The sequence below is a fragment of the Peptococcus simiae genome (assembly GCF_046097595.1).
Classification (GTDB): Bacteria; Bacillota; Peptococcia; order Peptococcales; family Peptococcaceae; genus Peptococcus; species Peptococcus simiae.
This window is the reverse complement of the sequence record NZ_JBJUVG010000001.1, coordinates 81,531-104,316: the sequence shown is the minus strand read 5'-3', so window position 1 is coordinate 104,316 and position 22,786 is coordinate 81,531. Positions and strand designations below refer to the sequence as shown.

20 protein-coding genes are annotated in these 22,786 nt (G+C 57.1%); 3 read left to right on the top strand and 17 right to left on the bottom strand.

Annotation, left to right across the window (positions count from 1 at the left end; translation table 11 throughout):
* Positions 1 to 14: 14 nt before the first annotated feature.
* From ACKQTC_RS00265 to ACKQTC_RS00210, 12 genes are all read right to left on the bottom strand, one after another.
* Complete coding sequence (locus ACKQTC_RS00265) at positions 15 to 794, bottom strand: ABC transporter ATP-binding protein (protein WP_408976450.1); 780 nt, start codon at positions 792 to 794, stop codon at positions 15 to 17.
* Complete coding sequence (locus tag ACKQTC_RS00260) at positions 784 to 1,824, bottom strand: FecCD family ABC transporter permease (RefSeq protein ID WP_408976449.1); 1,041 nt, start codon at positions 1,822 to 1,824, stop codon at positions 784 to 786. The genes ACKQTC_RS00265 and ACKQTC_RS00260 overlap by 11 nt, the downstream gene beginning before the upstream one ends.
* Entirely contained in the window at positions 1,817 to 2,737 is a 921-nt protein-coding gene (gene isdE / locus ACKQTC_RS00255; protein ID WP_408976448.1) for a heme ABC transporter substrate-binding protein IsdE, read from the bottom strand. The genes ACKQTC_RS00260 and isdE overlap by 8 nt, the downstream gene beginning before the upstream one ends.
* A complete protein-coding gene (locus ACKQTC_RS00250; protein ID WP_408976447.1) occupies positions 2,712 to 3,608 on the bottom strand; it encodes a heme-binding Shp domain-containing protein in 897 nt (298 codons plus the stop codon). Before ACKQTC_RS00250 ends, isdE begins: the two co-directional genes overlap by 26 nt.
* The gene (locus ACKQTC_RS00245; protein ID WP_408976446.1) at positions 3,592 to 4,965 is read right to left on the bottom strand and encodes a hypothetical protein; all 1,374 of its coding nucleotides are present in this window, start codon (positions 4,963 to 4,965) and stop codon (positions 3,592 to 3,594) included. Before ACKQTC_RS00245 ends, ACKQTC_RS00250 begins: the two co-directional genes overlap by 17 nt.
* Positions 4,966 to 5,116: 151 nt before the next feature.
* Complete coding sequence (locus ACKQTC_RS00240; protein WP_408976445.1) at positions 5,117 to 5,959, bottom strand: hypothetical protein; 843 nt, start codon at positions 5,957 to 5,959, stop codon at positions 5,117 to 5,119.
* Between the two features lie 24 nt (positions 5,960 to 5,983).
* Positions 5,984 to 7,636, bottom strand: a complete 1,653-nt coding sequence (locus ACKQTC_RS00235; protein ID WP_408976444.1) for an amino acid ABC transporter ATP-binding/permease protein — start codon at positions 7,634 to 7,636, stop codon at positions 5,984 to 5,986.
* Positions 7,636 to 9,477, bottom strand: a complete 1,842-nt coding sequence (locus tag ACKQTC_RS00230) for an ABC transporter ATP-binding protein/permease (RefSeq protein WP_408976443.1) — start codon at positions 9,475 to 9,477, stop codon at positions 7,636 to 7,638. The genes ACKQTC_RS00235 and ACKQTC_RS00230 overlap by 1 nt, the downstream gene beginning before the upstream one ends.
* A complete protein-coding gene (locus tag ACKQTC_RS00225) occupies positions 9,474 to 9,845 on the bottom strand; it encodes a YbaN family protein (RefSeq protein WP_408976442.1) in 372 nt (123 codons plus the stop codon). Before ACKQTC_RS00225 ends, ACKQTC_RS00230 begins: the two co-directional genes overlap by 4 nt.
* 194 nt (positions 9,846 to 10,039) lie before the next feature.
* Positions 10,040 to 10,597, bottom strand: coding sequence for a PASTA domain-containing protein (locus ACKQTC_RS00220; RefSeq protein WP_408976441.1), 558 nt, complete (start codon positions 10,595 to 10,597; stop codon positions 10,040 to 10,042).
* Positions 10,598 to 10,757: 160 nt separating this feature from the next.
* Positions 10,758 to 11,063, bottom strand: a complete 306-nt coding sequence (locus ACKQTC_RS00215) for a ferredoxin family protein (protein WP_408976440.1) — start codon at positions 11,061 to 11,063, stop codon at positions 10,758 to 10,760.
* On the bottom strand, positions 11,060 to 12,343 hold the full coding sequence (locus ACKQTC_RS00210) for an FAD-dependent oxidoreductase (RefSeq protein WP_408976439.1): 1,284 nt from the start codon (positions 12,341 to 12,343) through the stop codon (positions 11,060 to 11,062). The genes ACKQTC_RS00215 and ACKQTC_RS00210 overlap by 4 nt, the downstream gene beginning before the upstream one ends.
* A gap of 321 nt (positions 12,344 to 12,664) precedes the next feature.
* On the opposite strand from ACKQTC_RS00210, the gene ACKQTC_RS00205 reads away from it, so the two are divergent.
* Complete coding sequence (locus tag ACKQTC_RS00205; protein ID WP_408976438.1) at positions 12,665 to 15,049, top strand: FAD-dependent oxidoreductase; 2,385 nt, start codon at positions 12,665 to 12,667, stop codon at positions 15,047 to 15,049.
* Between the two features lie 27 nt (positions 15,050 to 15,076).
* The gene (locus ACKQTC_RS00200) at positions 15,077 to 15,949 is read left to right on the top strand and encodes a fumarylacetoacetate hydrolase family protein (protein WP_408976437.1); all 873 of its coding nucleotides are present in this window, start codon (positions 15,077 to 15,079) and stop codon (positions 15,947 to 15,949) included.
* A 112-nt stretch (positions 15,950 to 16,061) separates the two neighbouring features.
* On the opposite strand, the gene phnX is transcribed toward ACKQTC_RS00200, so the two are convergent.
* From phnX to ACKQTC_RS00175, 5 genes are read right to left on the bottom strand one after another with little or no spacing between them, the layout of a single operon-like run.
* Positions 16,062 to 16,844: a phosphonoacetaldehyde hydrolase gene (gene phnX / locus ACKQTC_RS00195; RefSeq protein ID WP_408976436.1), complete on the bottom strand. Its 783-nt coding sequence runs from the start codon at positions 16,842 to 16,844 to the stop codon at positions 16,062 to 16,064.
* Positions 16,837 to 17,937, bottom strand: a complete 1,101-nt coding sequence (locus ACKQTC_RS00190; RefSeq protein WP_408976435.1) for a 2-aminoethylphosphonate--pyruvate transaminase — start codon at positions 17,935 to 17,937, stop codon at positions 16,837 to 16,839. The genes phnX and ACKQTC_RS00190 overlap by 8 nt, the downstream gene beginning before the upstream one ends.
* 9 nt (positions 17,938 to 17,946) lie before the next feature.
* A complete protein-coding gene (locus ACKQTC_RS00185; protein WP_408976434.1) occupies positions 17,947 to 18,942 on the bottom strand; it encodes an extracellular solute-binding protein in 996 nt (331 codons plus the stop codon).
* Entirely contained in the window at positions 18,939 to 20,573 is a 1,635-nt protein-coding gene (locus ACKQTC_RS00180; RefSeq protein WP_408976433.1) for an ABC transporter permease subunit, read from the bottom strand. Before ACKQTC_RS00180 ends, ACKQTC_RS00185 begins: the two co-directional genes overlap by 4 nt.
* Before the next feature lie 9 nt (positions 20,574 to 20,582).
* Positions 20,583 to 21,335 (bottom strand): ABC transporter ATP-binding protein, encoded by a 753-nt coding sequence (locus ACKQTC_RS00175; protein WP_408976432.1) that lies wholly within the window; start codon positions 21,333 to 21,335, stop codon positions 20,583 to 20,585.
* Positions 21,336 to 21,749: 414 nt separating this feature from the next.
* On the opposite strand from ACKQTC_RS00175, the gene argC reads away from it, so the two are divergent.
* Positions 21,750 to 22,784, top strand: a complete 1,035-nt coding sequence (gene argC / locus ACKQTC_RS00170) for an N-acetyl-gamma-glutamyl-phosphate reductase (RefSeq protein WP_408976431.1) — start codon at positions 21,750 to 21,752, stop codon at positions 22,782 to 22,784.
* The last annotated feature ends 2 nt before the right edge of the window (positions 22,785 to 22,786 follow it).

Below are 22,786 nucleotides of genomic sequence, written 5' to 3'. Positions count from 1 at the left end.
GGGTTGTCGCTCCTTTAAATTGATTGGTGTCCGATATGGGGGGATAAAACCAGGGTCCGTCCATAGTGGTTAACCACCTCCAGGGGGGTGTCGTAGAGCCGGGTAACGGCTTCGGATGTGATCACATCCCGGGCCCGGCCCTGAAAAAGGACCCGGCCCTTTTTCAGGCCAATCAGCTCATCTGAAATATCGACGGCCTGGTTGATGTCGTGTAAAATCATGACCACTGTCAACCCCAGGCGGGCATTTAAGTCCTTAATCAGGTGGAGGAGGTCAGCCTGGTAGCGGACGTCTAAGTAGGTGGTCGGTTCGTCTAAAAATAAGTATTCACTTTCCTGGGCCAGGGCCATGGCAATCCAGACCCGCTGGCGTTGCCCACCGGAAAGGGCAAAGACCTGTCGGTCGGCCACTTCCTGGAGGTTGGTCCGGCTGAGGGCCTCCTCTACCGCCCGCTCGTCGTCCTCGCCATAGCGGGCCATGAGCTTGAGGTAGGGGCTCCGTCCATAGCTGACCAGGTCCCGGACGGTAATATCGCCGGTGATCCGGTTTTGCTGGTGGACGATGGCCACCTTCCGGGCAAAGTCCTTCTGCTTGTAATGGAAGATATTCACATCATCCAGGTCAATAATCCCCTTTTGAGGCCGCAGGTGCCGGGTGCAACAATTAAAGAGGGTCGACTTCCCAGACCCGTTGGCCCCCAGCAGGGTGGTGATTTTCCCTGGCGCAAAGGAGAGGCTCACGTCTTTTAGGATCAGGTGGTTGCCGTAGGCAAAGGATAGGTGCCTAATATTCATCGGTCTGCCCTCCAATCTTCAGTAAGGCGATAAAGAAGGGCCCACCGACCACCGCCATAATGACAGCCGCCGGCACCTCATAGGGGTAAAAAATAGCCCGGCCGATGGTGTCACTGGCCAGCATAAAGAGGGCCCCCAGGAGGATGGCGTAAGGAATCAGGACCTTGTGGTCGCTTCCCACCAAAAGGCGGGCAATATGGGGGACCAGGAGCCCTAAAAAACCCACAATGCCTACCGTTGAACTAGTGATTGCAGCCAAAATAATGGCGATCAGGGCCACCCAAAAGCGGTTTCGGTCTACGGCGATCCCCAGGCCCCGGGCGGTCTTATCGTCCAAGGCCAGGAGGTTACAGACCCGGGCCGAAAAGAGGGCCACCACCAGGGTAATGCCGACGTAAATAACCAAGAGCCGGACATCATCCCAGGTCTTCTGGGCAATGTGGCCACTGACAATCGACTGGGTCCCGGTCATATTGACCCCACCGCCAAAGGCGGCTGTCACCGCCTGGCCAATGCCGGTGAAGGTCATATTCAGGGCCACCCCGACGAGGATGAGCCGGGTCGGGTGGACGCCGCCATCCCAGGCCAGGGAATAAATGGCCAGGTAGGCGAAGAGGCCCCCAAGAATCGATAAGAGGGGGACACCGAAAAATAGAGAGGGAAAGATGGCTGTCACCAGACTCCCGACCAGGGCCGAGGCTGATGAAATCCCGATAATGCCGGGGTCGGTCAGGGGGTTCTTCATGACCGCCTGGAGCAGGGTCCCGGAGACCGCCAGGGCGGCCCCGGCAAAGAGGGCGATGATAATTCGCGGCAGGCGGACATCCATAACGGTCCGGACTGCTTCATCGCCGCCACTGGCTAGGCCATGGACCAGCTCACCCAGGCTGACATTCAAGCTGCCCACGGTGGTAGAGACCAGGGTCAGGACCACCAGGAGGATGGCTGTCCCGGTAAAGGCCCCAATTCGCAAGCCCAGCCGCCGGCGTTTACCGACCTGGTCAGGCGTTAAGGCTGTTTTTTCACGCATACAGGTATCCCTCCAAATCACTTAAGGCCTCCGGATAATTAAATTTAGCACTCATGCCAAACCGGTTATGGTTCAGGTCATAGACCCGTCCCTCTTTAACGGCCCGGAAGTGTTTCCAGTTGGGATTGGTTTGGAATTCTTCATGAAACATGGCCATGACTTCGTCAGGCAGGGCGTGGGCGGTGCAAAAAATCAAATCCGGGTCCTTTTTCAACATGTCTTCCACGTTGACATTTAAGAAGGGCTGGCTGGCATCGGGGTAGACATTCTCCCCGCCGGCCAACTTGACCAGGCTGCCCACATAGGACTGGTCTGTGGCCACCACATAGGACCCGGGCAGGCCCATCAGGATGAGGACCTTCTTGCCGGATCCCGCCGGGTGACGCTGGCGGTAGTCCGCCATAAAGCGGTCATAGTCTGCCACCAGGGCGGCCGCTTCCTGCTGACGGTTAAAGAGCCGGCCCAGGTCACTGATGCTCTGGTACATCCCGGGCACTGTATTTAAGTTGATAAAGCCGTACGTTAAGTTTAATTTCTCATAAATGGGCTTCAGGTCGCCAATAAGGCTGGCCGGGGAAATCACCCAATCCGGCTGCAAGGCCGAAAGGACTTCCTGGTCCGGCTGCATGGGGGCCCCGACAGAGGTCACACCCCGGTACCGGTCCGGTAGGGGGTCAACCTGGCTGTCGGGGACGCCGACGACTTGAAGGTCCAATTTTTCCATAATATAGGCTGTAGCCATAGAGGTCACCACGATCCGTTCAGGGGTTTCCTTGCCGGTCGCTGACCCGGTTTCCTGGCCCAGGGCCACCGGCGGGTGGCTGCGGCTATAGGCGCAGAAAACGCCGGCGGTCATGACCACCACCATGAGCAGGCTGACCAGTGCCTTAGCCCAAACGGTCTTCTGCCTCATAGAGCATGGCCTCCTTTCCGTCATTGTAGCGACGAAGAAAACGGACGCCGACCACCAGGGCCAGGGCCCCTAAAAGGCCGCCGGCAGTGACCAGGACCAGGGTAACCACGAGGGCCATGAAGAGGGTCCGGGTCAAGAGGCCCCAGGGGGCGGCCTGTCCCTCTCGGTCTTGTAATTCAGGGCTATCCGCTGTCAACAGGCCCACATCATCAGCCAGGGCCTCCCCTTCTTCGGGCGATTTGGTCTCGGTCTTCCCGGTCTTGCCGGCAGGGCTACCAGCCTTGGCCGGGGTACCGGCAGCGGTCTTTTTGGCCTTGGCCTGGCCGGTCGCCGCCTGGCTCTTGCCGGCTGAGCCAGTCCCGCTGCTGGTCCCGGCGGCCTGGCCGGCGCCATCGGTCTGCCGGTTGGTCAGGTTCCCGTCCATCAGGCCGTAAAAAATGACCGACCGGCCCATATCCTGGATAAAGGCCTCAATTCGGAGAACCGCATCCGGCCCGGGCACGGCAATCATATAGTCAACAGTCGTCCCGGTCCGGCCCACTTCCAGGGCCTCTACCCCGGTAAAGCCGCCGGCGCCCCGGTTTTGGACGGAAAAGGACACATCGCCCAAGTGGTCGGCCATATTCAGCCGGAGGGTCAGCCAGCGGTTGCCGGCATTGTCCACTTCATAAAAACCGCCGGGGGATAAGACGGAGGTCACCATACCCTGGCCAATGGCTTCGTTATTGCCACTGTCTTCAATGGCCCCGGTCAGAGGGTGGGCATAGCTGGCCTGGATTCCCACATCGGCACTTTCGGCTGCCCAGGCCAGGGCCGGCAGCAGGAGGAGGAGAAGAATCCCGCACAAGTATCCTTTAATGCTTGTCTTCACGCCTGCGCAACCCCCTTTCAAAGGCTCGTAAGTACATCAATCGATCCAGTTCATTTTTCAAAAGCGGATAGGTCCGCTTAACCAGCAAGAGGGCTACCCCCACCAGGAGGAAAAAGATAAAGAGTAGGGTAAAGATCACCGGGCCATTTTCCCGGCTGGTTACCTGGTCTTCGCTATCGGCCGTCGGGTCCGCCTCAGTGGGCTGGTCACCGGCCTCGCCGGCGGCCAGGGCGGCCGGACGATTCACCGCCCCGGCTGTCTGCCCGGTTGGCCCGGCGCTGGCCTTAGCGGCCTGGACGAGGCCGCTGGCTTTCGCAGGGTTGGCCCCGGCCGCCTGGCGGCTGGTGCCAGCCCTTGCCCCTGCCTGTCCGGCCTTGGCCTTGCCGCCGGGGCCCCCCTTAGTCTTTGCGCCGAGAGCCGGGGTCGTCGACCCGGCCCCGGGCACCATGACCAGCTGGGCCGGCAGGTCGCAATGGACCAACCACTGGTCACCGACATCTTCCAGGGCCAGGGCCTGCCGGTCTGCCCCCTGGAGCCGGTAGACCGTCGCCTGGGGGTAGGCCTTGGGCAGGTAGAGGGTCGCCCCCTTCATGGGGTAGGCCTCTCGAACCTGGTCAAGCCGGGTCACATCGCCCGGGGCCACCCGGTCCAAGGGATAAAAGAGGGCCACCTGCCAGCCCCGGGCCTCGGCCACCCCAAGGGCAGCCTGCTGGGCCTCCAGGTCATTTAAGGCTAGGAGGCGGACGGTCAGGTCCGGCAGGGGGCTTTGCCCGGCCGGCACATCCAGGGAAAGGCCTGAAGCCGACAGGGTCATTGGCCCCGCGCTTGGGGCCCCCTCTGCCTTGGCTAAGGCCTCCAGCGCACCCGAATCTACGGCCCGGGCCCCTGACCAGTCCACTTGTAGCCGGGCCGGCAGGGGGCCACCGCCCATAAAGACCACTTGAGGGTTGACCAAAACCGGCAAGGGGCCCGGCCGGGGGCTATAGGTCAAGCGGAAGTAGCGGGGCCGCAGGCCCTTGACCCCGGGGATCTCCAGGGTATAATCCAAGGGCTCAGCCGGCCGGTAAGCCCCCCCTTCCAGGTAGTGACAGGCGCTCAGGGAGGTGGTCAGGCCGGTGACGCTGATCACCTGGGTCTCCAGGTAAAGGCTGGCTGTGCCCTGCCGGACCTCCACCAGGGCCTCAGGGGTCAAACCCTGGGCCCCCATCGAGGGCTTATCCTTTTCTGCATGTAAGAGGGTCACCGGCACCCGGTAGCATCCGTCTGCCGGTAGGTCAGCCGCCTGCAAGGGGCTAAGCCCCAAGCCACAGACGACCACCAGGACCAGGGCCCATCTTTTGAACCAATAAACTGCCATGTCACCCTCCTTTCTTATAGTCGTATTCTATTTAGCCTCCGCTAACAAATCAACGCTTTTTTCAATTGTTTTTCTGTTACCTTTAGTTAACAGCAGCTAACCCATCCGCCAAAAATACCCGTCATACCCGGTCGGATATGACGGTCTTGACCTAGGCCAAATTGAAAAGATTGATAGTGAAGACAAACTTGGCATAGTGGCGGTGGTCAATATTAATATCCGGAATAGCACACAATTCCAAGGCTGCCTGCAAAATCCCTCCCCCTGTGTAATACCAGGTCTTAATCAGGTGGAAGGGGATACTGACAGTATCGCCAATGGGGATGATGGTTTCCCTGCCTTCATCTTTATAAACGAGAAGCTTAGGCTTACAGGAATATTGGTTGCCCTTGTAGGCTTCTTCAATCGGCTTCACCCGGAAGGTGATCAGGTGCTGGTCGTCATCCGGGGAAATGGTTACCTCGACATCCCGGTAGAGGCCCCGCAAGGCCATGGACAGGGGGACAAAGACATCATCAGGATGGTTTTCTTCCTGGAAGACCACAAAGTAAATCCGGCTTACCCCCGGCCCCAGGATCTTGGCCATTTCATCAGAAGACAGGCTGGTCCCCTGCCGGTTATCGACCTGGACAAAGTAGCGGGCCATGGACAGGAGCCGGGCCCGCATACTACTGGATTCCTCCATAAGCATGGAATTGGCCAATTCCCGGGCAGACTTTTCTTCAATCCCCAGGCCGGCCTGGAGAACCACAGCCATCTCATCCCTTTCCAGGCGGTTTTCTTCAGCAATGGCCCGGCCCAGGTCAGACAAGTAGATAATATTCCGTTCCTTATAGACCAGGCCAATTTTAACCATCCGATCGATGATCTTCTTACTGTTGACCTTACTGCAGTTAAAGGCTGTCGATATAGTTGGAAGGGATTCTTCCCGGTCGGACTCCAAAAGGTAGAGAAGATATTGTTTTTGATTGTTGGTTAAGGATATATCAAACATACGACCACGACTTTCTAAATGGGCTTAGTCAGTATCAACCTCAATTAACCGATCAGCAATGCGTAAGGTAGAGGGCCTGTGGCTAACAATCATGACCGCCCGCTTGGCCCCTTCCTCCCGGATGGCCTTCAAAATCATCCCTTCATTTAAGCTATCCAGGTTGGCCGTCGGCTCGTCAAAAAGGGCCACTGCCCCCTCATGTAAGAAGGCTCGAGCCAGACCAATCCGCTGGCGTTCACCGGCAGACAGCCGGTTACCTAAGCGGCCGGCCCCGGTCGCATACCCCTCGGGGAAGGCCATGATCACGTCATGAATCCTGGCCTTCCGGCAGGCGGCATAGACCATTTCATCGCTGGCATCCAGGTTGGCCAGGCGGACATTTTCCAGGAGACTGTCATTAAAAAGGTGGGTTTCCTGGGTCATGTAGCTTTCCATCCGGCGCAAGGCAGCCGAATCAACGGTCCGCAGGTCCTGGCCATTTAAGGTCACGGCCCCCTGGCTGGGGTCATAAAAGCGCATGAGCAGTTTGAGGGCTGTGGACTTCCCACAGCCGGAAGGCCCGGTTAGGCCGACGATTTCGTTAGCGTTTAGACTCAGCTGCCAATCTTTTAAAACAGGTTGACCATCATAGGAAAAGGATAAGTTATCCATGGTCAACTTGTCAAATTCATAAATATTATCTCCACTAACTTCTTCCGTTTCCGGCAGGTCATCCAGGACCGCCAAAACCCTTTCCCCGGAGGCAAAGGTCAGAAGCAGGTTATTAGCCAGGTTAGCCAGGGCCAGGACCGGCCCAAAGGCCGACATAAAGGCAACGGCCGGGATGACCACCTGGCCCCAGTCCACAAGACCGGCCCGGTAAAGGTAGCCGGCCAGGGCCCAGAAGGCCCCGTAGCTCAACAGGATTAGGCCCAGGGACAGGCAGCGGTTAAAAGACTCGGTCTTCTGCAGCTGCCAAACGGACCGGGCCAGCCGGTCGCCGGCCCCGGCCAAAAGAGACCGCCGGCTTTCCTGCTGACCAAACTGAACACACTCCCTGATCCCCCGGAAGCTGTCCAAGAGGATATTGTTCAACCGGCTCAGGTCCCCCCGCTGCTGACGGCCGGGGTCCCTGCCCAATTTGGCGGTAATAATAGGGATGGCAATGGCCAGGAGGAGGTAGATAGCTAAGGCCAGGAGGGCATAGGCCCAGTGGAAGCTGGCAAAAAAGAGGGTCATGGCCGTACAGACGATGACTGCAATGGCCACCGGTGAAATGGTGTGGGCATAAAAGACCTCTAAGAGTTCAATATCGTTGGTGATGACGGAAACCAGGGTCCCGCTGTCATGCTTGTCCAACCCGGCCGGTGCCTGCCGGCGGAGGGCCTTAAAGACCCGGTCCCGGATGACCGCCAGGATACGAAAGGCCATATCATGGTTGGCCAACTGTTCAATATAATGAAGGAGGGCTCTTAGGAGGCCCAGGGCGATAAAGCCGGCTGCCAGCGCCCCCAGGGAGGGGCCCTGGCCTTGAACCACCGCCACCAGGGCCCAGGCCCCCAGGGTCGGAATGGCAATTGCCGCCAGGTGGCCCAGGCTCCCGGCGGTGATGGCCACCCCCATGGTTTTCACCAGGGGCCGGGTCATACCTAAAAGCCGCCGGGCCATGGTCGGCCAGGATAATTGCTGCCTTGCCATTACATCACTCCTTGTCTCTGCAACTGGCCGTAATAGCCCCATGCTTCAGCCGGACTGTCGGCTGCATCAGCCAACTGAGGCGTTACCGGGGGGATTGGCGCTCCGACCCGTTCCCGGGTCTGGGCCCGGCCACTGCCATAGGTTTCCAGCTGTCTTTGTTCTGTATACATCTTGGCAAAGGCCCCCTCTTGGGCTAATAGGGCTTCTGCCGTTCCCTGTTCTTCAATCCGGCCCTTGGTCATAAAGACCACCTGGTCCGCTTCCAGGGTCAATTGCAGCCGGTGGGTGATCATGACCACCGTTGCCTGTCGGCAGAGGTCCTTGATGACCTCCATAATCACCGCTTCGCTGGCTGCATCTACATTACTCGTTGCCTCGTCAAATATATAGAGATCGGCTTCCTTTAATAAGAGCCGGGCAATGGCCAGCCTTTGGCGTTGGCCGCCGGAGAAGTTGCCCCCGCCCTCGCAAATGACGGTATCCAGGCCTTCGGCCGCCCGTAACCGGTCGGCCAGGCGGACCTTTTCCAGGACCTGCCACATCTTGGCCTCACTGACTGTCGGGTCAGCCATCTGTAAATTGGCCCGGACGCTTTCATTAAAGAGCCAGGGTTGGGCATCAATCCGGCCAATCCGCTTGGCCAGGACCGCTGCCCGGTTTTCACCGGCGCCAAAGCCATAGCGGATGATCCCCCGGTTGGGCTCGTATTCGCCACAAAGGAGGCCGGCCAGGGTCGACTTGCCACAACCGGAGGGCCCAACCAGGGCCACCAGTTCGTGGGGGCGTACCTTTAAGTGAATATCCTTCAGGACCGGGACATCGGCCGTATAGCCATAGTCCACACCATCGACCTCCAGAGCCAGGCCGGCCGGAGCCGGTTCCAAGGCGGCTTCTGCAGCAGCCGGCCGGTCCAGGACCTTAAAGAGCCGGTCCACTGCCGCCAGGCCGTTCATGGCCACATGGAAGAAGGCCCCCAGTTGCCGCAGGGGTAGGAAAAAGTCCGCCCCCAGGAGGATAAAGGCCAGGCAGCCGGCCGCCGACAGGGCCCCCTGGGAAAGGGCAAAAATAGCCATAAAGGTCCCCAGGGCCGCGCCCCCATAAGCAACCAGGTCCATGACCCCGATATTGGACAATTGCATCCGCAAAACCCGCATGGTAGCCAGGCGGAAGGCCTCAGCCTCCTTATTCATGGCTTCATTCCGGGCCTCGTCTGCCCCGTAGAGTTTCAGGGTAACCAAGCCCTGGACATTATCCAGGAAGCGGTCAGCCAGGCCGATAAAGGACCCCCAGTAGTTGGTCATCACCCGCTGGGCCAATTTTTGTACCAGGAAGATGGCCAGGGGAATGATGGGGATAAAGGCCACGAAAACCAGGGCCACCTGGACATTGAGTTGGACCAGGGCCACAAATAAGATCACCGGTGCCAAGAGGGAATAGATGAGCTGGGGCAAGAAGCGGCCGTAGTAGTTATCCAGCTGCTCTACCCCCTCTACCCCAATCTGGACCAGTTCGCCCGGGGAAATGTAACCACTGTAGGCAACCCCATAGCTGTAGGCCTTGTCAAAAAGGGCCAGGCGGAGCCGCTGCTTAACCGCCATCGAAGACCGGTAGCTGGCCCAGGTCTGGACGTACTGGCTCAAGGCCCGGACCAGGAAGGCCCCGGCCACTGCCAAGACCACCGGTCCAAGCCGGACCCGGCCGGCCAGGAGGGCCTGGACAAAGTCCGCTAAAACAAAGATCATCCCAATATTCACCAAGAGGGCCAGGACCTGCATCCCAACCGCCAGGGCGATATACCGCCGGGTTCCGGCCACTGCCTTAATCAACCGCTTCGTATTCATGCATTTTCCTCTTTCAATGTAGGGATCCGGCAGGCGAAGATATAGTACTTCACCGCCATGAGTATAATCAGGCCCACTCTTACCTGAACATAGGGGGCAAAAATAATGGCTGCTGTCAGAAGGACCGTTGACAACAGTAAAATCTTTATCTTTTGCCGCCGGGTCATACCGCCTTTTTCCAGGTAAGCTGCGCAGTAATTTCGGTAAAAGGCCGTCTGGGTAAAGTACCGATGAAACCTGTCAGAGCTTTTTCCGAAGCAGGCCGCCGCCAAAAGGTAAAAGGGAACCGTTGGCAAAACCGGGAGGATGATTCCCAGGGTACCACAAGCCAGGGCCAGGCTGCCAAGTAGAAAAAATAAGTACCGCATAACCTCTCCTTTCATATGCCGGGCTCTTGGTTAGAAACAGCTAACTCTATTCGTCGAATTTAGTATAGCAACAAAAAATAGCTCCCGCTATACCCTTATTTCGTTAACCGGGGTTACCGACCGGGCACCCCGGCCCGCCTGACTAAAAGCAAAAAGAGTAAAAAAAAAGATGCCTTCAGGCATCTTTTTTAGCTTTATTGGCCCTCTTTATCCTTACGAAGCACCTGGTCCAGGCCTTCCTTGGCCTTGGTCGTCACCCCACCGGCCTTGCTTTTACCATCGGCCATGAGGTCGGCCAACCGGTCCTTCCGCTGGGCAATCCGCTGGGCCCGGGCGGCCTTCCGGTCGGCCTTGTCCCGGGCTTTTGCGGCGGCCAGGTCCTGGCTGGCCAGGAGGACTTCCTCCGGCAGGTAGCGAACCACCACCAGGGTCCCCTTGGCCACCCGCTTGCCCGGCTTGGGATTGACCGCCACCACCTGGCCGGCAAAGTCATCGGCATAGGCCACCGCCGCTTCCACCGGCTTTAGGGGCACCGGGAGGATCTCCAGGCCGACATTGGTCAATAGCCTTTCCGCCTCCTCAAGGGTCAAGGGAAAACCCTTCCGAACCAGGTCCGGCACCTTGACGGTTTCATCCAGGTGGGTTTTGACATGCTTGCGGGTCTCATCAGCCACCTGCTTGACTTCGGGCAGGTGGCTGACGGCCATCTTTAGGCCCAACTTACCTGCGTTCACCAGTAGCTTAGGAATCATTTGCTCCCCCTCTCCGGGGCCGAGCCCCTATCCAATGCGCTTTTAGGCCATTATACCCTCTTTTGTCATCTTTTTTTAGCTTTGGTCACCCGCTAACCGGCGCAAAAAAATAACGCCAGGTGAGCCCGACGTTATCCTTAGCTTATTTTCTATAGATTGATTAGCCTTCTTTGGCGATGAAGCCCTTACCATGGATGGGGTAATTCCAGTCATAGCCGGGGCGGCGTTCATTGAGTCGCTCACAAACCAGCCGGCAGTTCCCACATTCCAGGCAGCCCACATGGTCAAAGGTCATAACATCATTTTCCTCGTCCCATTTATACCGTTCCGCCGGGCAGCTGTAGGTGCAGGCCTTGTGGCTGCAAGTCCGGCAGGCTTCCTTGTCAATGACAATATGGGCATTGGCGTCATCACTGTCAAACCGGGTGGCCGCCAGGCGGTCATCCATATTCATCCGTTTCATCATAAGGAACGAACCCCCTTCAGTAAGTCTTTGGCAATCCCGGTCAGATTGATGCCTTTCAGGTTCCGGCGGAGCAAGGTCATGACCGGTTCGGCCGGTGCCCCGTCTACATTATAGAGGGAATGCATGACATCAATGGCCATTTTTGGATAGGTGGTGAAGAGCTTGTTGGACCCGGCCATGTAGCCATGGCCCTTGCGGAGGGTCTTGAAGTCCTCCAGGACGGTCTTTTGCAGCCGGCTTTCATAGCTCTTTAAGAAGTCCTTGGTAAAGATGCCTTCTTCCAGGGCGCTGATGGCCGTTTCTGCAGCGGCAATCCCGCTCATGATGGCATAGTCCATGCCGCGGACGGTAAAGCCCCGGTTCATACAGAGGCCGGCGGCGTCCCCGGCCACTAGGATGCCGTCGCCGCAGAATTCGGAAAAGCTGTCAAAGCCCCCTTCAGGGATCAGGTGGGCGGTGTATTCCACCACTTCCCCGCCTTCCAGGTACTTACCGATGACCGGGTGCTCTTTCAAGTCTTCGATGGCTGTCGGCAGGTGTTCCCCGTGCTCTTTCCAGGTCTTGGAATCCTGGACCAAGCCGATGGAAATACTGTCCTTATTGGTATATAGGAAGAGACCGCCAAAGATACCCTTATTGGCGCTCCCCATGCCGAGCATGGCTGCCCCTTCATCCCCTTCCAGGCCAAACCGGTCCCGGATGACCTTTTCATCCAGGCGGATGACATACTTGGCAGCGACAGCGATATTTTCCAGTTTAATAGGGGCAATGACCCCGGACCGCTCAGCCACCAGGGGGTTGACCCCTTCGGCGTCAATAATGAGGTCGGCTTCCAGTTCTTCTTCACCGACCACAACGCCGCAAACCTTCCCGTCCCGCCGGATTAAATCCGTTACGGTCGAGTCGCCAATGACCATGGCCCCAAGCTCTTCGCACTGGTCAGCCAGCCAGCGGTCGAAATGGTTACGCAATACACTGTAAGATTGGCCATGCTGGGCATGGACGGAGGTATCAATGGTCATGGCTTCATCATCGGTCATGAGCATGAGCATTTCCCGGGTGATTTCCCGTTCCAGGGGGGCCTTACCCTTCCACTCGTCCCCCATGAGGGCATCCAGGGCATAGGTATAAAGCCGGCCACCGGACACGTTTTTTGACCCGCAATGGGGCCCCTTTTCAATTACCAGCACTTCTTTTTCCGCTTTGGCTAGTCGATAAGCTGCTGACAAACCGGCTAGACCACCGCCAATAACGATAACATCGAATTTTTCTTCAGACATCTTTTCCACCTCGTTTACTCGTTTTGGAAGAATGGTCTCATAAGCAGGACGGTTTCCCGCTCCAATGCGAAGGCACTTGCCGAAGAGATCGGCGCCAACAAAGCAATAGTTTCTCCTTATATAAAGTATAACCTATTCTTTGGTGAATAAGGGTCTCTTCCGGCTTTTATTAGATAAGTATTTCTTATGGTTAGTATTATACCCCTTTTCCCCCGGCTTGTCCAGCCTTTCATGACTGTGCTATAATACAGACAATTCAGCCGAAAAAAAGCCTATTTTTTCAAAATCCCACACCATCTTGCCCACCCACAAGGAGGAATCATGTCTAAAAAAGTGATTATTATCGGAGGCGTTGCCGGTGGCGCGTCCTGTGCTGCCCGCCTCCGCCGCCTGGATGAAGAAGCAGAAATCCTCATCTTGGAACGGGGCGATGCCGTTTCCTTTGCCAATTGCGGCCTCCCCTACCATCTCAGTGGGGCCATTGCCAAGCGTGAGGCCCTGATTCTGCAAAGCCCCGAATCGCTCCACAGCCGCTTTAACCTGGATGTCCGCCTCCATGCCACCGTTACCGCCATTGACCGGGCAGCCAAGACCCTGACCGTCCAAGACACCGCCGGCAACCGGACCTATACCGAGGCCTACGATGTCCTGGTCCTCTCCCCCGGAGCCGAACCGGTCAGCCCACCCATTGAGGGCCTGGCCGGCGCCAGCCATATCCACCGGCTCCGGCACCTGGCCGATATGGACGGGATCCTGGCGGAAATCCCCCAGGCCCGGCATGCCACCGTCATTGGCGGCGGCTTTATTGGCCTGGAAGTGGCCGAAAACCTCCGCGAACGAGGCCTGGATGTGGCCCTCCTTGAAGGGTCACCCCAGGTCCTGGGGCCCCTGGACCCGGAAGTGGTGGCCCCCCTCCATACCGAGCTCCTGAGCCAGGGTATTGACCTCCGCCTGGAAACCCAGGTCACCGGCTTTGCCGATGAGGGCCGGACCGTCCACTTAAATGACGGGTCCAGCCTAGAAACCGATTTCACCGTCCTGGCCATCGGGGTCCGGCCGGAATCAGACCTGACCAAGGCCGCCGGCCTGGACCTGAGCGACCGGGGGGCTATCCTGGTCAATGACCAGCTGCAGACCTCTGACCCGGACATCTATGCCGTCGGCGATGCCATCCAGGTCAGGGACTTTGTCCTGGGCTATGACACCCTAGTCCCCCTGGCCGGCCCGGCCAACCGCCAGGGCAAGCTGGTCGCCGACCACATCTGTGGCCGGGAGGTGGCCTACCAGGGCACCCTGGGCTCTTCAGTCTTAAAATGTTTCCGGCTGACCGCCGCCTCCTGCGGCAATAATGAAAAGACCTTAAAGAAAATGGACCTCCCCTACCAGGCCCTCCACCTTTACCCCTCTGACCACGCCGGCTACTACCCCGGCGCCAATAGCCTCCTCCTCAAGGTCCTCTACCGGCCTTCAGACGGGGCCCTCTACGGCGCCCAGTGCGTCGGCCATTCAGAGGTCCACAAGACCATTGATATCATCGCTACCGCTATCTACGGGGGCCTCTCCGTCTATGACCTGGCCGACTTGGAACTCTGCTATGCCCCGCCCTACTCTACCGCCAAGGCCCCGGTTAACTTTGCCGGCTATGTGGCCCAAAATGTCCGTGATGGCCTGGCCATCCAGCCGGCCACCTGCCTGGATGACCTGGCCGCTGACGGGGCCTATATCCTGGATGTCCGGACTCCGGCCGAGTACAAGGCCGGCCACATCAAGGAAGCCACCCTCATCCCCCTGGATGACCTCCGGGGACGGCTCGATGACCTGCCCAAGGACCGGCCCATCTACATCCACTGTGCCATCGGCCTCCGGGGCTACTATGCCGCCCGGCTCCTGACCCAGAAGGGCTTTGACGTGGTCAACCTGGGCGGCGGCTTCCGCCTTTACAGCGGCCTGAAAAACCAGCTCAAGGCCCGGCCCCTCCCGGCTGCACCGGCCCCCGGGCCGGCCGACCAGACAGCCCCGACCAGCCTGGACCTGACCGGCCTCCGCTGTCCTGAGCCTATTCTGGAGGCGGCCCGTCACCTGGCTGCCGCCCCGGCCGGTCAACCCCTCCGCCTGGTCCTCCCGGACAGCCAGGTTGAAGAAGTCCGCCGCTACTGCACCGCCCAGGGCGCCTCTATCGAAGAAAGCCGGGCCAATGGCACCACCACCCTGACCGTTACCCCCGCCGGCCGGACCGACCAAGCCCCCCGGGGCCTGGCCTTCGTCCTCTACACGGCCGACCCCAAGAAAATCACCACTGCCCTGACCCTGGCCACCAGCGCCCGGGCCCAGGGCGTCCCGGTGGATACCGTCTTTGCCTACTGGGCCATCCGGTCCCTGGCCAAGTCCCCTGATGCCGGCCCCTTTGCCGGAAGCAACGACCTGACCACCGGTCTGACCAGGGCCGCTGACTTCCTGGCCCGCTTCCATATGGACCCGACCGACCGCCTGGCCGGCTGCCTCCGCCGCAGCCTCAATAAGCCCAGCCAGCCCGACCTGCAAGCCGCCCTGGACCGGGCCCGGACCGCCGGCGTCAACCTCCTGGCCTGCCGGACCAGCATGGAGGCCTTCCGCCTGACCGACGGCGACCTCATCGACCCGGCCCAACCGGTCGACCTCAACGACTACCTCAACCGGTCTGACCGCCAGACCACCCTATATATCTAACTGCGCCCCACCCAGAAAGAAGGAATAATGATGAAATGGGCAACCTTTAACCGGCCTGATGGCCAAACCGGCTTCGGCCCCCTCACCGCTGACCGGGTCTGTGACCTCACCGGCCCCGCTGCCGCCCAGGGCATCCGGGACCTCCTGGACCTGGTCCGCCACTTCCCAGACCTGCCGATTGAAGACTGGCAGGCCGCCGGCGAAAGCTTTGACCTGGCCGCTGTCAGCCTCCAGGCCCCCTTTCCCCGGGCCCTCCGTAATGTCATCTGCCTGGGCAAGAACTACAAGGAACACGTCAACGAAATTAAGAGCCTCATCGACATGCCCATGGACAAGCCTGACTACCCCATCTACTTCTCCAAGATGATCTCCCGCTTTACCGGCCCCCAGGACCCGGTCCATATTTCCGGCGGGGCCACCGCTGAAGCCGACTACGAGGTAGAACTGGCCCTTATCATCGGCAAGGAGGGCAAGGACATTGCCCCGGAAGCCGCCTGGGACCATATCTTCGGCTACACCGTCGGCAATGACTACTCGGCCCGGGACCTGCAAACAGCCCACCGCCAGTGGTTCCACGGCAAGAGCCTGGACGGCTTCTGTGCCCTGGGCCCGGTCATTGTCAGCCGGGACGACCTGCCCACCCCGCCGGCCCTGGCCATTGAAAGCTTTGTCAATGGCGACCGCCGCCAGCATGGCCGGACCGATGAACTGATCTTCGACATCCCCAGCATCCTGGCCGACTTTTCCCGGGGGACCACCCTCCTGCCCGGTGACATCATCCTCACCGGGACCCCGGCCGGCGTCGGCGCCGGCTTTGACCCGCCCAAGTTCCTCCAGCCCGGCGATGAAGTCATCTCCCGGATTGAAGGCATTGGCGAGCTCCGCAACACCATGGTTTAACGATACAAGGCCCCCGGTCTCTTTGACCGGGGGCCTTTTGCGTCCCTATCCATATCGCAGACAGTAATAGAAAATGCCGGCGGCCCTGGGCCACCGGCATTTGATTATCCGCTTAGTCTTCTTTTAAATAGTCGTACATATCGGCAAAGTTCTGGAAGACCAGGTCTGCCCCGGCATCCTTAAATTCTTTTTCCGCTTTAGCCTTCAGCTCATCCTGGTCAGCCGGGTCAAGCTGGTTGAAGTCCGCTTCCCGCATGGCCATGACAGAACTGCCTTCGATGATGCCGGCGGCAGTGACCCCGGCATTCTTGGCTTCCTTAATGTCCGCCACCGTATCTCCGACCTTCAGGACCCGGTCAACCCCTTCAATTTTGAAGTGGGCCATGAGCTTAAAAATCATATAGGGGTAGGGCCGGCCCAGGCCATCTACATCTTCAGACGTGACGGCACAGTCAACGGTATAGCCCTGTTCTTCGGCCCCGGGCATGACCAGGTCCATCATTTCCCGGGTATAGCCGGTGGTCCCGCCGATTTTGTAGCCATCAGCTCTTAATTTTTCCACCGTTTCAAGGACATAGGGCTTGGGCTGGCTGAATTCTTTCTTGCCCAGTTCTTCCAAAACCTTCTCATTAAAGCTGGCATAGATGGCATCGACAGCGCTGTCATCGACCTTACTTCCGTTGGCTTCCTCCCAGGCCTGGTTCAGTCGAGGATAGCCCAGCATGGTGTTGATATGGTCCCACTTGCCCATCCCCATGGGCTTGCGGAGTTCTTCCTGGGTCGGGGTCAGGCCATGTTTTTTAAAGGCCTCTTCCAGGGCCAAAACAGGGGCATAGCAACCATAGTCTACCGTGGTCCCTGCCCAGTCAAATACAATCAAGTCAAATTTACGCATCGTATCGTTCCTCCATATACGTTTTAAAGAGTGCTACCACTTGTTCCATATCTTCCTGGTAGAGCTCGCCGATATTCCCAATTCTAAAGGTCTCAACATCAGTCAGCTTACCCGGGTAGATGACATAACCATTGTCCTTCATGAAGGCATACATATCATTGAAGTTGAACCGGCCTTCTGTCGGGTACAGGAAGCTGGTAATGATTGGCCCCTGCTTGTCGGCACTGACATAGGGCTTGAAGCCGAGCTTCTCCATGCCTGCACTCAGGACCTTCTGGTTATTGGCATACCGCTGGTGTCTGGCTTCCAGGCCGCCTTCGGCCAAGTATTCTTCCAGGGCCTGGCGGAAGGCCATGACTGTATGGGTCGGAGAAGTGAACCGCCACTTCCCCTCCTTTTTCATCTCTGCATATTGGGCACACAAGTCCAGGACCACACTCCGGGACTTCCCTTGCCCGCCTTCCAGGAGGTCTTTTTTCGCAAGTATGATAGCAAATCCGGGCACGCCCTGCAAGCATTTATTAGCGGATGTTACCAACACAGATATGGATTCCATATCAATGGGCACCGCCCCAAAGCTGCTCATGGCGTCAAGCATAAAAACTTTACCCCGGGACTGGACCACTTGGCCAATCTCTTCCAAGGGGTTTAAAATCCCCGAAGTGGTCTCATTATGGACCATGAAAACATGGCTGATGGCCGGGTCCCCGTCCAGGATTTCCGTGACGCGGTCGGCCGCCGGCACCTGGTCATAGTCCAGGGCGTAGACCTCATGGTTGAGTCCCTGGCACCGGGCCATTTCCACAATCCGTTCTCCGTATTTCCCATTGGAAATCACCAGGAGCTTATCAGCCGCCGGGTCCAGGAAGGATGACAGGCTGGCTTCTACCGCATAGCTGCCACTGCCCTGCAAGAGGACCGTATCGTAGACCGCATCGGATACCTGGGCAATGTCCAGGAGGGTCTTCCGGATCCACTGGGTGACCTGCTTATAGTCGTCATCCCAGGTGCAGTAGTCAAAATCCATGGCCGCCCTGACCGTGTCAGACACGGTCAGCGGGCCGGGGGTCAATAATTTATACTTCTTTTCCATTAAATCCTCCTATTTACCTTGGGCCAACCCCTTAGCCTTGGTAGACAGGTCTTGGTGTTCTTTCAAGAGTTCTGCGGTTAAGGGCTTGGAGAAAGTCTTTAAGTTATTGGATTCCTGGCCGGCTGGGGCGGTTTCCCCTTGATAGAGGACGCCCGGGTAGACCTTTTGAATTTCAGGGCGGCCTTTTTCAATGATGAGCTTGGTCATTTCCTGCATCTTATCGATTTTTTCCTGGTTGTCTTTTTTGATGATGGCCAGGGATTCAGACAGGGTGAAGTTCCCTTCTTCCGGATCGATAATGCTCACAGGGATGCCTTCATTGGCCTTTTGTAAGACCTGGTGGCGTAAACCGAAGCCCAGGGGCACTTCGCCGCTGGCAACCTTGTTTAAGGGGCCGGACCCGGAGGCCTCGATGTGGTTGTTGGCGTTTTTATAAATGCCGGCTAAGATATCGGTGGCTTCTTCTTCCCCGTAGGTTTCAATTAAAGCCTGGGTCATGAGCCAAGCGGTAGAAGAGGAATCGATGTCGACCACAGCCAGGAGGTCCTGGTATTTGGGGTCAGCCAGGTCCTTAATAGACTTGGGCAGGTCCAGGTTGGATTCTTCAGCCATTTTTTCGTTAACGATGATGGCCCCTTCCTGGGCGGTCAGCGGTGCAATGTATTTCGGGGTTTCTTTTTCAGTGTTGACATCCCAAGTGAAGTCCACAAACATATCGTGGGCATCTTGGGCACTTTCCAGGTAGAAGGAGGACATGGTCACCATATCGGCTTCAATGTCCGTCCCTTCAGCCAGGAGCTTACCGCCCAGCTCGGAGGTCCCGAAGGTTTGGATTTCATACTGGCCCTCATAGCCGTTTTCATTTAAGACATTTTCAATCACCTGGATGGCTTCCTCATCGGCATTGGAGTAAATAATGACCTTATCACTCCCGCCACCACCACAGGCGGCCAGGGATACCAGTAAAGACAGGGACAGTAAAATCCCCACTAATTTCTTTTTCATGCTGCATTTCCTCCCTTTGCTTTCTTTCTTTCGGATAGGTAGTTAAAGACGACACGGGCAAGTACGTTGGTCAGGAATAACATGATGGACAAAATAAAGACCTCGTTGAAGTTGTTGTAGTATTGGAGCTCTTTAATCTTTGTCGTAATCAGGATGGTTCTGGTGGAGTAGAGCAGGATTACCGCGCTCACCGTTACCATGGAGTTAATGAAGTAGTAGCTGACCACTTCCCAGAGGGATGAGAGAATGTTCGGGGTAATGATCCGGGCAATCGTATCCAGGAAGGTATCCCCCATAAGGGCCGCTGACGTTTCCCAGGACCGAGATAACTTGGCCAGGGTATTTTTCAGGGTCAGGTAGGGGGTGGAGAAATAGTGGACGATATTGGCCACAATTAAGATGATAAAACTCCCCTTGAGGATGGTTCCGTTAATGGCCAGCAACATGGCCAGACCAAGCACCATCCCCGGAATGGTATTGGAAATAATGGATAGGACGTTGATAACGTTCTTAATCCCCTTGTTCAGGTTACTCCGAACCGTGGCCACCGCAGCCAGGTAGGCCAGGAGGGTCCCTAAAACGGCCACAATGGCGGAAATCATAATAGAGTTCCGGTAGGACCGCATAACCCCGCTGTCCTTGAAGGCCGAAGCCAGGTGGTCCAGGGTGAAGCCCATATTATAGGGCCAGGACTGGGTAAAGGGCACAATGAAGATAGGTACAAAAATAACCAGGATAAAGAGCATGAGCAGGACAGAATAGCAACTAAAGAAGGCGTCCCGCGGCGTATTTTTTTCGACCTCCATCTTCTGGACCGACTCATAGGCAATGTCGTCCCGGCCTAAGAAGTAAAGTAAAATCATGCTTAAAATCGCCGGCAAGAGCATGAAGATGGCCGTCACCGCCCCATGGTTGAAGTTGGGGATGGTCCCCAGCATCTGGTTGTAGAGGGTGGTGGCAATGACCTCGTAATTCCCGCCGATATAAGATGGAATCCCGTAATCCGTAAAGGACATAAAGAAGGCCTGGATAAAGGCCGAAATGGCACTGGGAATCAGGGGGACCAGGAGGGTAATCCAGAGGGTCTTGAGCTTGTTGTCGCCCATGAGTCGGGAGACCAGGATGTACTTGCTGTCAATGTACTTCATGGCATTGTTGACCATGAGGTAGGTCACCGGCAGGGTGTAGATGGTGTAGCCCAACATCAGGCCGGAAAAGCCGTAAAAGTTCGGGGCATCGACCCCAAAAAGCCGGGTCACCATCCCCTGGTTCCCGATGGAATAGATAATCGCAAAGCCATAGGTAATGGTCGGCAGGAGCATGGGGACCATGACCACAATGGCACTCAGTTTCTTGAGCTGCTTGTTCATCCGGGTGTAGTTGATGGCATAGGCCAGGTTCACCGCCAAAAAGACGGAGAGGCAGGCCGCCGCCAGGGCTACCAGGCAGGAGTTCATAAAGACCTCACCAATGGGCATCTTGTCAAAAACCGCCCGGAAGTGGTCCAGACTCAGCTGGCCATCGGCGATGAAGGCCCGCATGAAGGCGACCAACATGGGATAGAAGAGGGCCAGACCAAAGAAGATAATAAAGATAACAGCTAATAGCCGTATGGTAATTTTTCTCTTCATAAGCCCCTCTTAAACAGCACGTTCGTCAAAAAGGCCTATGATATTGCTCCGCTTGACCTGTAACTGCTGGATAATGAAGTCTTTAACGAAGTCCGTCTGCGGATTGGTAATAATATCCTGACTGGATGAGTATTGTTCCACCCGCCCATCGCTTAAGATGATGACCTTATCGGACAGGGTCAGGGCCTCTTCCGGATCATGGGTGACGATGATGGTCGTCAATTGGAACTGCTTGGCAATGGTGTGAATTCTTTCCTTAATTTGTTCCTTGATGATCCCGTCCAGGGCGCTTAGGGGTTCGTCCAGGAGCAGGACCTTGGGCTTCATGACCATGGTCCGGGCCAGGGCCACCCGCTGCTTTTGGCCCCCGGACAACTGGTGGATGGATTTATCCAGGTGTTCCCTCAAATTTAAAAGGTCAATCAGGTCCTCCACTTCCTGGGGGGTTGAGATGTTGGGGTTGTTTCTCAAGCCATAGCGGATATTGCCTTTGACATCCAGGTTGGGGAAAAGAGCGTAGTCCTGAAAGACAATGTTAAAGCCCCTCTTCTCCATCGGTAACTTGGTGATATCCGTCCCGTTGTAGATGAGCTTCCCGGATGTAATGGGGGTGATACCTAGAATAATATTCAATAAAGTTGTTTTGCCGCAACCGGACGGCCCTAAGATAGATACAATTTCGCCATCATCAATGCTTAAATTTATATCCTTCAAGACCGGATTACGATCATAAGACTTCTCAACATGAACAAGTTCCAGCATTTGATTTCCTCCTCATAAAAGTTTGGGTACACTGACACCTGCCAGTATACTTATAAATTTTATCACCCAACGTATTTAACTATAACAAAGCCATGTAAAGACCCCTCCCGGCCCCGGCAAATTCTTGGTAAGGACCTAAAAATGAACCTTTTGCCAACCATTTGAAATTCTTATTTGTATAAGCCGGCCGGGCCGGGCCGAAAATGCCTAAATATCGGGTTTTTCCGCCTTTTTTGCCCGGAAAAGAAAAATAGACCTCCGGGCCGGGGCAAAAAGCCCATCAACCGACGGTCTATTTCTTGTATAGAAATGTATATTTATTCAACTTTTGCTTGACTTTATTCATTCCGCGTGTATAATATACCCAATACCTATTAAAGCAACCGGCAAGCGTGCCAAATAAGGAGGATACTTATGATTAAAGCAGGAATTATTGGAGCAACCGGCTATGCAGGCGCCGAGTTGGCCCGCTTGCTCTTGGACCACCCGGAAGTCACCATTGCAGGGGCCAGCTCGGTCAGCTATGAGGGCAAGCGCCTGGCCGAGGTCTACCCGGCCTATGAGCAGTTTACCGATGTGGTCTGCACCGGCGAAGACGAGGTCATCGACAAGTCCGATGTGGTCTTTGCCGCCCTGCCGGCCGGCCTTTCCCAGCCCCTGGCCAAAAAGACCCTGGCCGCCGGTAAAAAATTCATTGACCTCGGCGCCGACTTCCGCCTCGAAAGTGAATCCGCCTATGAAAAATGGTACGGCCACCGCTGGGAAGACCCGGCCCTCCAGGCTGAAGCGGTCTACGGGATGCCGGAATTTTTCCGCGCATCCATCAAGGGGGCCCGGCTGGTGGCCAACCCGGGCTGCTACACCACCGCCGTCCCCATGGCCGTCGCCCCCCTGGTGGTCAACCACTGGCTGGTCGACTACCCCATCACCTGCGACTGCAAAAGCGGGATCACCGGCGCCGGCCGCCAGCTGACCGAAAGCACCCACTTCCCGGTCATCAACGAAGGCTGCCACCCCTACAAGATTGCCAGCCACCGCCATACCCCGGAAATGGAACAGACCCTGACCAAACTGGCCGGACACATCACCGAGGTGACCTTTGTCCCCCACCTGATCCCGGTCAACCGGGGCATCCTGGCCACCTGCTACATGACCCTGGCCAATTCCCGGACCGCCCAGGCCCTCCACGACCTCTACCGGCAATTTTACGCCGATGAGCCCTTCGTCCGGGTCCTACCTGAAGGGGCTGTGGCCAATATTGCCTCGGTCCGTTATTCCAACCTCTGTGATGTCTCGGTCCACTTTGACCCCCACACCAATACGGTCATCACCGTCTCCGCCATTGACAACATGGTCAAGGGGGCAGCCGGCCAGGCCATCCAGAATATGAACATCATCTTCGACCTGCCGGAAACCACCGGCCTCTTACACCTGCCACCGGCCTTTTAGGA

What these genes read in the sequence shown, in the direction of transcription:
- ACKQTC_RS00265 (WP_408976450.1), bottom strand. Translation starts at nt 794, where the DNA reads ATGAATATTAGGCACCTATCCTTTGCCTACGGCAACCACCTGATCCTA.
- ACKQTC_RS00260 (WP_408976449.1), bottom strand. Translation starts at nt 1,824, where the DNA reads ATGCGTGAAAAAACAGCCTTAACGCCTGACCAGGTCGGTAAACGCCGG.
- isdE (WP_408976448.1), bottom strand. Translation starts at nt 2,737, where the DNA reads ATGAGGCAGAAGACCGTTTGGGCTAAGGCACTGGTCAGCCTGCTCATG.
- ACKQTC_RS00245 (WP_408976446.1), bottom strand. Translation starts at nt 4,965, where the DNA reads ATGGCAGTTTATTGGTTCAAAAGATGGGCCCTGGTCCTGGTGGTCGTC.
- ACKQTC_RS00240 (WP_408976445.1), bottom strand. Translation starts at nt 5,959, where the DNA reads ATGTTTGATATATCCTTAACCAACAATCAAAAACAATATCTTCTCTAC.
- ACKQTC_RS00235 (WP_408976444.1), bottom strand. Translation starts at nt 7,636, where the DNA reads ATGGCAAGGCAGCAATTATCCTGGCCGACCATGGCCCGGCGGCTTTTA.
- ACKQTC_RS00230 (WP_408976443.1), bottom strand. Translation starts at nt 9,477, where the DNA reads ATGAATACGAAGCGGTTGATTAAGGCAGTGGCCGGAACCCGGCGGTAT.
- ACKQTC_RS00225 (WP_408976442.1), bottom strand. Translation starts at nt 9,845, where the DNA reads ATGCGGTACTTATTTTTTCTACTTGGCAGCCTGGCCCTGGCTTGTGGT.
- ACKQTC_RS00220 (WP_408976441.1), bottom strand. Translation starts at nt 10,597, where the DNA reads ATGATTCCTAAGCTACTGGTGAACGCAGGTAAGTTGGGCCTAAAGATG.
- ACKQTC_RS00215 (WP_408976440.1), bottom strand. Translation starts at nt 11,063, where the DNA reads ATGATGAAACGGATGAATATGGATGACCGCCTGGCGGCCACCCGGTTT.
- ACKQTC_RS00210 (WP_408976439.1), bottom strand. Translation starts at nt 12,343, where the DNA reads ATGTCTGAAGAAAAATTCGATGTTATCGTTATTGGCGGTGGTCTAGCC.
- ACKQTC_RS00205 (WP_408976438.1), top strand. Translation starts at nt 12,665, where the DNA reads ATGTCTAAAAAAGTGATTATTATCGGAGGCGTTGCCGGTGGCGCGTCC.
- ACKQTC_RS00200 (WP_408976437.1), top strand. Translation starts at nt 15,077, where the DNA reads ATGATGAAATGGGCAACCTTTAACCGGCCTGATGGCCAAACCGGCTTC.
- phnX (WP_408976436.1), bottom strand. Translation starts at nt 16,844, where the DNA reads ATGCGTAAATTTGACTTGATTGTATTTGACTGGGCAGGGACCACGGTA.
- ACKQTC_RS00190 (WP_408976435.1), bottom strand. Translation starts at nt 17,937, where the DNA reads ATGGAAAAGAAGTATAAATTATTGACCCCCGGCCCGCTGACCGTGTCT.
- ACKQTC_RS00185 (WP_408976434.1), bottom strand. Translation starts at nt 18,942, where the DNA reads ATGAAAAAGAAATTAGTGGGGATTTTACTGTCCCTGTCTTTACTGGTA.
- ACKQTC_RS00180 (WP_408976433.1), bottom strand. Translation starts at nt 20,573, where the DNA reads ATGAAGAGAAAAATTACCATACGGCTATTAGCTGTTATCTTTATTATC.
- ACKQTC_RS00175 (WP_408976432.1), bottom strand. Translation starts at nt 21,335, where the DNA reads ATGCTGGAACTTGTTCATGTTGAGAAGTCTTATGATCGTAATCCGGTC.
- argC (WP_408976431.1), top strand. Translation starts at nt 21,750, where the DNA reads ATGATTAAAGCAGGAATTATTGGAGCAACCGGCTATGCAGGCGCCGAG.